Source organism: Chitinophaga sp. (assembly GCF_039596455.1).
In the GTDB taxonomy this organism is placed as follows: domain Bacteria; phylum Bacteroidota; class Bacteroidia; order Chitinophagales; family Chitinophagaceae; genus Chitinophaga.
Genome location: NZ_JBCNJR010000004.1, coordinates 364,200 through 374,052 on the forward strand (window position 1 = coordinate 364,200; position 9,853 = coordinate 374,052).

7 protein-coding genes are annotated in these 9,853 nt (G+C 53.1%); 1 reads left to right on the forward strand and 6 read right to left on the reverse strand.

What is annotated here, in order from left to right; all coding sequences use genetic code 11:
- The first annotated feature begins 116 nt into the window (after window positions 1-116).
- Window positions 117-989, forward strand: coding sequence for an AraC family transcriptional regulator (locus tag ABDW36_RS16285; protein WP_343702985.1), 873 nt, complete (start codon window positions 117-119; stop codon window positions 987-989).
- Between the two features lie 45 nt (window positions 990-1,034).
- Here the strand turns inward: ABDW36_RS16285 and ABDW36_RS16290 are convergent, their stop codons facing one another.
- The 6 genes from ABDW36_RS16290 to ABDW36_RS16315 form a co-directional block, all read right to left on the reverse strand.
- The gene (locus ABDW36_RS16290) at window positions 1,035-1,874 is read right to left on the reverse strand and encodes a sugar phosphate isomerase/epimerase family protein (RefSeq protein ID WP_343702986.1); all 840 of its coding nucleotides are present in this window, start codon (window positions 1,872-1,874) and stop codon (window positions 1,035-1,037) included.
- Between the two features lie 149 nt (window positions 1,875-2,023).
- A complete protein-coding gene (locus ABDW36_RS16295; protein WP_343702987.1) occupies window positions 2,024-2,908 on the reverse strand; it encodes a LamG-like jellyroll fold domain-containing protein in 885 nt (294 codons plus the stop codon).
- 18 nt (window positions 2,909-2,926) lie between these two features.
- The gene (locus ABDW36_RS16300; protein WP_343702988.1) at window positions 2,927-4,438 is read right to left on the reverse strand and encodes a RagB/SusD family nutrient uptake outer membrane protein; all 1,512 of its coding nucleotides are present in this window, start codon (window positions 4,436-4,438) and stop codon (window positions 2,927-2,929) included.
- Window positions 4,439-4,462: 24 nt separating this feature from the next.
- Window positions 4,463-7,750, reverse strand: coding sequence for a SusC/RagA family TonB-linked outer membrane protein (locus ABDW36_RS16305; protein ID WP_343702989.1), 3,288 nt, complete (start codon window positions 7,748-7,750; stop codon window positions 4,463-4,465).
- A gap of 103 nt (window positions 7,751-7,853) precedes the next feature.
- On the reverse strand, window positions 7,854-8,909 hold the full coding sequence (locus ABDW36_RS16310; protein ID WP_343702990.1) for a FecR family protein: 1,056 nt from the start codon (window positions 8,907-8,909) through the stop codon (window positions 7,854-7,856).
- A 79-nt stretch (window positions 8,910-8,988) separates the two neighbouring features.
- Window positions 8,989-9,582: an RNA polymerase sigma-70 factor gene (locus tag ABDW36_RS16315; RefSeq protein ID WP_343702991.1), complete on the reverse strand. Its 594-nt coding sequence runs from the start codon at window positions 9,580-9,582 to the stop codon at window positions 8,989-8,991.
- Window positions 9,583-9,853: the final 271 nt, after the last annotated feature.

A 9,853-nucleotide genomic window follows, 5' to 3' on the forward strand; every position in this document is an offset into this window, starting at 1 on the left:
TAATATAAGAAAGTCTGCTTAAAGTTAATAAAGCACCAGGTAAAAAAAATACAAAATTTGCGATATAGTTTGTAATTTTTGAGCATACCCGCTTGCCTTCCGTCAAGCCCACAGCAATGAAGAACTATAGCAAATATTTGCCATTTGGCCCGCAGGAGATCAATTGGGGCTTTTACATTACCACCGCCGGATATACAAAAATTGATATCCGCCAACCTTACCCGCTCAATACGAACCACCCTGACAGCCACAAGTTCAATTGGGACAGCGGCAGGATACTGGAAGGCTATTATCTCGTTTTTATATCCAAGGGGCAGGGCATTTTTGAATCTGCTCAAACAGAAAGCCGTACCATACAGGAAGGCACCTGCTTCCTGCTGTTCCCCGGTGTATGGCACCGCTATAAGCCGGACGTAGACAGTGGCTGGGAAGAATACTGGGTGGGCTTTAAGGGAACGTACCCCAACCTGCTGATGGAAAACTTTGACGCAGGCAACCCTTTTATAGCAACCGGGCATAACGATAACCTGTTGCGGCTCTTCCAGCAACTGCTGGAAAAAATACAGCAGGCAGCCCCCGGTTACCACCAGATCATTACCGGCATCACGCTGCAGATACTTGGGCTGGTAAAAGCCGCCGCCCGGTATCAGCACCTCAATGCAGACCATACGCACCAGCTGGTGGAAGAAACCAGGTTCCTGCTGCGGGAATCCATCCAGAACCCGGATAGCATCGAGAACATCGTGAAGCGGCTGCCGGCAGGGTATTCAAAGATCAGGCGGGATTTCAAGAAGATCACCGGCCAGTCTCCCAACCAGTACCTCCTCAACCTGAAGCTTGACAAAGCGAAGGAGCTGCTGGCAGACACCAACCTCACCATCAGTGAAGTAAGCTACCAGGTGGGGTTTGAATCGTTATTCTACTTTTCGAAAGCGTTCAAGATGAAGAACGGGGTGTCTCCGAAGGCATTCCGGAATATGGGGCGGTGAAACAAGAAGCCGCTCCTGCAATTGCAAGAACGGCTTCGAATATTATCAGCTGACGGTTTTGATCACTCCTCTGAAGAAACCGGCAGATTCAGCAATGCCCGGCAGGGGGTCTGTCATATCTTTCTCGTACTCAATGCTGGAATAACCGCTGTACTTGATCTTCCGCAACGCTTTGATGAGCGCTGCAAAATCAATCACGCCGCGGCCTATTTCAGTGGCCTTGCCCTTGTTGGAGCCTTCCGTCACGTCTTTGATGTGCAGGTCAAATATGCGCTCCTTGTAGGCTACGATAGCTTTGGCGGGATCTTCGCCCGCGCGTTGCGCGTGGCCGATGTCGAGACAGATGCCCATGCGTGCGTCACGGTTCTTAATAAGATCGTACACATTTTTGGGGCCGGGATACAGCTTATCTTCCGGGCCGTGGTTATGGATGGCCAGTTTGATGTTATACTCCTTGATCTTTGCCTCTGTATAATCCAGCAGCTCCGGGTTGGGCACGCCTACGATCAGCGGCACCCCTACCCTTTTGGCATAAGCGAAAGCATCATCTACCGCTTTTTCAGATTTCATGTAGATAACCCCTACGCCATATACATGAATGCCGCCTGTCTTGAACTGCTCCAGCACGGCCTGTATCTTTTCAGGCGTACTGTTGAGGGGCAGGTGAATGTCTTTCACGGAAATGTTGGTGATGTTCACCCGCTTCATCATGGCAATGGCCTTTTCCAGGTCAAACTTGGCAAAGGTGTAGCCCGCCATGCCGATGGGCAGGTCTTTTGCCTGTGGCCGCGCTACAGAGGCGCCGGCTGCGGCGGCCAGCGGCGCCACCGTAGTGGCGGCAAGCCCCATGGCCGTTTGCAGTATAAAATTCCTTCTTGATGACATGTATTACTTCATTATTTGCAATAATGATAATAAAAAGATGCCGGAATCACAATTTCTTTATGCAAACGGTTTACTGCCCGCCGGTAAAAGGAACGGCCCCGAAGGGCCGTGCTTTTTTATGCAAACGTTTACTGATATGTCACAATGCCTTACTGATGCAACAGCCCCAGGTTGTACAATGCCTTGATGTGGGCGTCTGTCAGGCACGCCTTGTACACCCTCACTTCGTCTATATTGCCTGTCAGGGGCGCAAAGGTAACATCTGCATTCACCGTTTTGCCCGGTATGGTATTGTAATTGCCGCCGATGATGACTTCGCTGGGCTCGTGAGACTTGAAGAAGTTGGTGCCGCGGTTCTGGAAAGCGGGCACGCCCACCTTCACGCCGTCTGCCCATATCTGGAAGTTATTGGCCACACCGTCGTACGTGATCACAATATGCGTCCATTTGTCCATCCCTATTTTGGGAGACAGGAAGGGGAAAGACCCGTTGGCGGTGTTCAGGTTATCCTGCGTGCCGCCGTTGGCTGCGGTGAAGGTGGGGTGAATGGTGAGCTTTTCCAGTTCCGTAGCCGGGTACCGGTTGGTTTCCAGCACCACGTTGATGTTGCCGTTGAAAATGCCGGGGCGGGCCAGCTGGAAGAGCATTGTTTTTTTGGAACCGTTGTTCAGCACCTGCACCCACTGGCTCACAGTGAAGCTTTTGAGAGAATCCGTTTTGAACGCGCCGAACTGCTTGGCAAAATACAGGTACCCTGCGTTGAGGCTGAGCGCTTTTCCCCTTACGCCACCGTCTACGAAGCCGTCTCCTGCCTTGGCGGTGGGCGCCGTGCCGCTGAATTGTTCGTTCTGCGTGCCGTCAAAAGACCAGTAGGCTACCAGCGCGGCGGAAAACACCTCATCCGAACTGGCGTACCCGTCTATTTTACCGGCATAGGCGTCTGGCGATACGTCCGGCAGTTTATTAGGGTTACCGTCCTTTTTACAGGCAGTAACGGAGGCGGCCAGACTGAAGAATATGATCAATCGTTTCATAATGTTCATTTTAAGAGATCAATAACCGAAGTTTTGCGTGAGCACGCCCTTGCTGATGTCTATCTGCGTTTGCGGAATGGGCAGCAGCTCATGTTTGCCTACTACAAAGTTTTTACCGGCGGCCTGCAGCACCGGGCCGGCAATGCCCCAGCGCACCAGGTCAAAAAAGCGGTCGTATTCCATGCCCATTTCCACGCGGCGTTCGTGACGGATGATGTTGCGCAGCAGGTCTTTGTCCGTTTCCGTGATCTGCGGCAGGATGGCGTTGTTGGCGCCGCGCGCCCTTTTGCGCACCATTTCCAGCTTGGCCAGCGCTTCGGGTGTGTTGCCGGTTTCATTGGCGGCTTCGGCATAGAGCAGCACCACGTCTGCATACCGCAGCAGGCGTATGTTCATCCAGTAGCTGAAATTGTCCAGTATCTGGTTACGCATGGTGGGACTGCTGAGTATCTTATGGTTGTAGCGCGGGTTGGGCAGCCCGGCGGGTACCGGCTCTCCCCATACGGAGGTTCCACCGGCGTACAGGATGGTACGTTCCCTGCGCGGGTCTCCTGTTTCATAGGCCGCTTCCAGCAACAGGCTGGGTGAATTAAAGCCCCAGCCCAGGTTCCAGATGCCGGTGCCTCTTACGCCCTGCACGCTGGCATGCTGGGAGCCGCGGGTGCGTTTCTCGTTCAATGTGGCCGTAGCCTGCACTTCCAAAATGGATTCGCTGCTGTTCTCCCCGTCTTCACCGAATATTTTCGCATAAGGCGTGCTGAGATTGTACCGGCCGCTTTCTATCACTTGCTGCGCAGCCGCCATGGCTTGCGCCCATTTCTGCTGGGTGATGTACACCTTGGCCAGCAACCCGTTGGCGGCGCCTTTGGAAGCGCGGCCAATGAAACGAGGCTCCCAGTTGAGCGGCAGGTTGGCAGCTGCAAACTGCAGATCGCTCTCTATAAGCGCGTATATAGCTGCGGGCGGGCTTTGCGGCACGTTGGCCTGCCCTACAGGATCAGTAAATGTCGAATCTATCAGGGGCACCCGGCCAAATAAACGCACCAGCATGAAGTAAGCGTAAGCCCGGAAGAATTTAGCTTCTGCTTCCGCCTGTACTTTGGCCTCTTCCGGAGCGTTGAGCCCCTGATCATTCCTGATATGCCAGAGCACAAGGTTGGCCCTGTCTATCAGGCTGAAATGCCCTAACCACAATGCATTGCACAAGCCGTTGGAAGGCGTGAGCGTAAAATTGTCCATCTGTATGTTGCCGCCGTCATCAGATGGCGTGCTGCCTTTGTCCGCATCATCACTGCGGATGCTGGTGGCGGATACAAAGGGCATCACCGTTACATCGTAGGAACGCATGACGTCATAACAGGCAAATATATACTGGTCGTACGGGCCTGCGCCCTCCGGGTAGGGATAATTATCCGTGGTGTATGACCCCTGCGGGCCGCGGTCAAGGAACCCTTTTTTACAACCTGCCCAAAGCAGGCACACTGCTGCCGCGCATAACAGGAAAGCGGTGTATCTGTTGCATAATTTCATTGTATCAGGTATTTGATCAGTTCACTAAAAGGTTACATTCAGGCCAAAGGTGTAGGTAGCCGGCAAGGGGTACAGCCCATTGTCTGCACCGCCGCCAAGAATATTGCTGATAGGCGCTTCCGGCGTATACCCTGTGGTTTTGCTGAAAGTGTGGATATTCTGTCCGCTCAGGTAAAGCCGAACTGCTTTCAGGCCCGTTTTTGTCAGCAAGGCGTTACTGAACGTATAACCCAGCTGCACGGTGCGAAACCGGAAATAATCACCCGGCTCCAGGAAATAATTGCTGAACAGGTAGTTATTAGCACGGGTATTGTCAAGTATAGGCTCTACGTTGCTGGTACCGGGACCGTTCCATGCGTTCAGGCGGTTGCTCTCATAGTTGAGCGTGGCAAAGTTGCCTGTACGCCGTTGGGTGTACACATAATTACCGGCCACCCCTTGCCCTTCCAGCACCAGGTCAAACTGTTTGTAACGCAGGTTCACATTCACCCCGAAGCTGTAGGGAGGGAATGGAGAGCCCAGGTTGATGCGGTCATTGGGCGTAATGGCGCCATCCCCGTCCGTATCGGCAAAAGCAATATCTCCCGGCAGGGAATTGGACATGCGGGCCATCTTGTCCATATCTGCGGAAGACTGGTATATACCTACCTGCTTATACCCGTAAAAATGGCCGATAGACTCGCCGGTGATAGTTCTGTTGGCGCCGCTGTTGCCGGTGAGCAGGAAGTTGAAGTTATCACCGATAGACTCAACCTTGTTGCGGTTGTAACTAAAGATGGGCGATACGCTGTATGAAAAATCCTGCCCTACATGATCCTGCCAGCTGAGTGTTACCTCAATGCCCTTATTTGAGATAGTGCCAAGATTGGTGGTGTAGAGTTTGTTACCCAAAGATCCCGGCGGGATGATGTTTGTGATAATGTCGGTGGTTTTGCGGTTATACAGGGTAATTTCCGCGCTCAGCCTGCTGGCCAGGGCACGCACGTCCAACCCCAGGTCCAGCCCGTGTACCACCTCCCATTTCAAATTAGGGTCAGGTATATAGGCCGGTTCCACGGCCGTGTAAATATTGTCACCAAATACAGCGGCGGAAGACGTGCTTACACCGGGCCGGAAAATGTTGTTGCGAATGCCCAGCGCAGCCCCGGTAGTGCCCCAGGAACCGCGCAGCTTCAAGAAATCAATGCCGCTGACGGATTTAAAAAATTCTTCTTCACTGATCACCCAGCCTGCCCCCACGCCGCCGAAGTTGCCCCAGCGGTTGGCCGGACTGATCTTTGACAAGCCGTCCCTGCGGTATGAAAGGTTCAGCAGGTACTTGTTGGCATAAGCATAATTTACCCTCGCAAGAATGCCTATGGACGTCCATTCATCACCGCCACCGCCAAAGCCGCCCGGCATGTTGGGATCTACAATGCCCACATACCAGAAATCGGGATGATCAGGAATGTTCAGCGTAGTGTCTGTTCTGTTGGCGTTAAGGTTGGTATTGCCTTCATAGTAAGTGGTAAAACCACCCGTAGCGGTTACCCTGTGCACTTCGTTAAATGTCTTTTCGAAAGTAAGGGTATGGTCTTGCTGGAACTTGCGGAACTCTTCCTGCCGCTGGTTTACCCCGGTGCGTACGTTGGCATTGATGGTAGTGTCTGTTGGCACGTTCCCTTCTCCGAGGTTGATAAACGCAAAAGGCAGCGGGCTGTAGCCGCGGTTGTTGTTAAAGCCCAGGTCTGTGTAGAATACCGAGCGCCAGGTAAAGTTGCTGAGGAGCTTCAGCTCTGCGAATGCGCTGCCCACAAAACGGTAACCCTTGTTCACGGCGTTGCGGTCCATGTTGTGGAGGCGGGCTACGGGGTTGCCCACCTGCGTGCGCTGGAAAGACGGCATGCTGTAGTAAGTGTTCTCATTGTACTGAACGGGCACTATGGGCGCGGCGAATTTCGCGTTATTGAGGTCTGCGCCTGCAGCGTTCAGTATCCAGTGAGTGCCTGTGATGTCTGCGCCCACTTTCAGGTTTTTGTTGATCCTTATTTCTTCATTCAGCCGGGCCACAATACGCTGGTATTTGCCATTGCGCAACACGCCTTCATGCGTGTTGTACCCCACGTTAAAAAGCGTAGTGGTCTTTTCGCCGCTGTTGGAGATGTTGAGGCTGTTGTTGCTCATCATGGCGGTGCGGAACACCAGCTTCTGCCAGTTGGTGTTGGCGGTGTAGTTGGTATAATCGAAGGGCGCGGCGCCTATGTTCTTGAGCTGTTCGTCAAACAGCTTCCTGAAGCCAGCGGCGTCCGTCACCTCTATGAGGTTCTGCACTTTCTGCATGCTGATGGAGCTTTGCAGCGTTACACGTGTTTCTCCTTTTGCGGCCCTTTTAGTGGTAACCACTATTACGCCGTTACCGCCGCTAAGGCCAAAAATGGCGATGGACGAAGGGTCTCGCAGCACTTCGATACTTTCTATTTCAGCAGGGTTGAGGTAATCAATATTCTGCTGGAACACCCCGTCTACCACGTACAGCGGGTTGGTGTTGTTGGTGCTGTTCACCCCGCGGATGCGCACCGTGGGAGATGCGCCCGGTACGCCGCTGTTCACTACGGTTAAACCGGCCACCCTGCCCTGCAGGGAAGAAATAGGGTTGGTATTGGGCATGCGGGCAATGTCTTCCCCTTTTACAGAGCTGATAGTGCCCGTAAGGTCACGCTTCCGCTGCGTGCCGTAACCCACCACTACCACCTGCTCCAGGTCATGCCGGGATGTTTGCAGCACAATATTGACCGTGGTTTGACCGGCAATGGCCACTTCCTGTGTTACGTAGCCGATGTAGGTGAACACCAGCACCCCGTTATCTGGCACTGTAATGCTGTAGTTGCCCTCCGCGTCCGTAAGCGTACCTGTGGAAGTGCCTTTCACATGTACGGTGGCGCCCGGTACCACCGCGCCGGTGGCATCGGTTACTTTACCGGTTACCTTTACGTCCTGCGGGCCGGCGTTTTTTCTTTTCAAAACGATCAGCCCGTTGTCCATCACCTCATAGTCCAGCGGCGTAGCCTCCAGCAGCTTGTTGAGCACTTCGCGCACCGGTTCGTTGCGCGCGTTTACAGACACCCTGCCAATGCCTTGCAGCAGGGCCTGGTTGTAGAGGATGCGGTAGCCTGATTGTTTTTCGATGCGTTCGAATGCAGTTTGTATATCTACATCCTTCACCTGCAACGTGATCTTCACCTGTGAGAAACCGTTTGCCGAAACGTACAGGCAGGCTGCCAGCAGCAAAACAGTGGTTAACAGGCGCTTCCATCCATGTTGACGTTTTTTCATAATCGTGCGTAGAAATGGTGATTAAATAGGAAACCCTCTCCGCGAAAAAACCTTCGCAAATTACCCGCCTTGGCGCAGGTCAGTTACCGTTTACTTTGAATGATTACTGTTGAGAAATAGAAATGTTCTTGCCGTTCATTGAATACCTGAACTCTGCCGTGATCTGTAGTGCCTTCAATACCTGTTCTATCGTTTCTTTTTCGAACCGGCCCGTGAAACGGAGGTTTTTCACCTCGGGGCCGTTCAGACTGATCTGTACGCCGTACCAGCGTTCCAGGCGGGCGGCCAGGGTGCCGAACGCCTCATCGCGAAATACCAGTTTATTTTCCACCCAGGCAGTTTCCAGGGGAAAGCCGTCCTGCTCCGCCACTTGCAGCGGGCGGATGGCAAATTCCTGTTTTGGTTGTTCGTTTATTTTTCCCGGTTGCTGCTCTTCCAGGTACAGCACCAGTTTTTCATTCGGTTTCAAAATAACAGGGCGCATCTGCTGCCCTTCGGCGCTCACTTCCACGCTGCCCCTGATGAGGGCGGTTTCGGCAGTGCGCTCGTTCGGATAGGCGCGCACGTTGAAAGTGGTGCCCAGCACCTTGATGTTCATACGGGAGGTGTGGATGATGAAGGGCTTCCCGCTGTTCTTCACCACGTCAAAGTATGCCTCCCCTTCCAGGTACACTTCCCTCAGGTTGCTGTTAAAATCATTGTTATAAGTAAGGCGGCTGTCTGCATTGAGCCATACCACAGAGCCGTCTGGCAGGGTTACGCGGGAGCGGGTACCTTTTTCCGCATGCACTTCTTCCGCCACTGCAGGCCCCGGCGTATTGCCCGCAGGCATCAGCCACCAGGCAGCTGCCGCCAGCAACACTACGGCCGCAGCGGCGGCCCACCATTGCATGGCAACCCGGCGGCCGCTTTTCACCGGCCTGTTCCAGTCTGTGCCGGCCAGCTTCATCCGGTCAAGATGGTCTGCAAAGGCCTGCTCCCGCTGGTAAAGGGAGGCGGGCGCCTCCTGCTTCCAGAGGTCAGACAGGTGCTCAGCCGCATAATGCAGGTCAGGGTGCTGCCGCAGCAGCGCTTCCAGCTCCGCCAGCTCGGCCGCGGTGGCCTCGCCCGACAGTTTTTTTGCCAGCAGTTCCCAGATCACATCTTGCTTGTTGGACATGTGTACGGATTGTTGTGTATAGAGGACAATGGCAAAGGGCAAATACCCCTAAGCCGGAGAAAAAAAGTTTTCATGTTGCTTATTCTCCTGTTGAATTGCCCAGGGGGGTGGAGCGCCCCGCTTCAAACCGGATGGTATTGCCCAGCTTTTTGATGGCCAGGGTTACCTGGGCTTCCACGGTTTTAACGGAGATGCCCAGCAGTTCCGCCACTTCGCGATATTTGAGTCCATCTTCCTTTACCAGCTTGAAGATCATTTTGCAGCGGAGGGGCAGCTGGTTTACCGCCAGCGTTACCCGGTCATGCATCTCCTTGGTAATCAGCAATTGTTCCGGATTGGCCTGTATGCTGGTGATCTCCACGCTCAGCTCGTCAAAGTTAAAGACATGGCTGCGGCGCATTTTCTGCAGGTAATTGAGCGCGTGGTTTTTGGTGGATACATAGAGGTACAGGCGCAGATTCTCCACCTCCAGCAGCTGCGTTCTTTTTTGCCAGATGCGGATAAACACGTCAGACACAATTTCTTCCGCCAGCTCGTGAGATTTGATGAAGGAATAGGCAAACTGGTACAGCCAGGGCTGAAAGTGGAGGTAAAGCGTTTTATATGCCTGCTGGTTGCCTTCGGTGGCCAATTGTTGTTGTAAGGCAGCTATATCGTCATTGTTCAGCTTCATAAGCGCGGGCTGCTGCGTATTATGGAAGCAAGTTAAGGCAAAGCGGCATACGGCGCGCGTTAAATCTCATATCTTCACAAATTTGTTTGTGACCATTCCCCTGTAAACAAGAACCCGTATTATCAAACGCGGATGTAAACCTATATCAGGATAACACTAGGGGTCACATCCTAAAATAGGTTTACACCCAAAAATGTAAACCAATGAATCAATTAAAAAGAAGGGGCCGTCGTAGTATCCATGATTTGGCCTTTAAGCGGCAAGTAGTCGC

What these genes read in the sequence shown, in the direction of transcription:
- ABDW36_RS16305 (WP_343702989.1), bottom strand. Translation starts at nt 7,750, where the DNA reads ATGAAAAAACGTCAACATGGATGGAAGCGCCTGTTAACCACTGTTTTG.
- ABDW36_RS16290 (WP_343702986.1), bottom strand. Translation starts at nt 1,874, where the DNA reads ATGTCATCAAGAAGGAATTTTATACTGCAAACGGCCATGGGGCTTGCC.
- ABDW36_RS16315 (WP_343702991.1), bottom strand. Translation starts at nt 9,582, where the DNA reads ATGAAGCTGAACAATGACGATATAGCTGCCTTACAACAACAATTGGCC.
- ABDW36_RS16285 (WP_343702985.1), top strand. Translation starts at nt 117, where the DNA reads ATGAAGAACTATAGCAAATATTTGCCATTTGGCCCGCAGGAGATCAAT.
- ABDW36_RS16300 (WP_343702988.1), bottom strand. Translation starts at nt 4,438, where the DNA reads ATGAAATTATGCAACAGATACACCGCTTTCCTGTTATGCGCGGCAGCA.
- ABDW36_RS16295 (WP_343702987.1), bottom strand. Translation starts at nt 2,908, where the DNA reads ATGAAACGATTGATCATATTCTTCAGTCTGGCCGCCTCCGTTACTGCC.
- ABDW36_RS16310 (WP_343702990.1), bottom strand. Translation starts at nt 8,909, where the DNA reads ATGTCCAACAAGCAAGATGTGATCTGGGAACTGCTGGCAAAAAAACTG.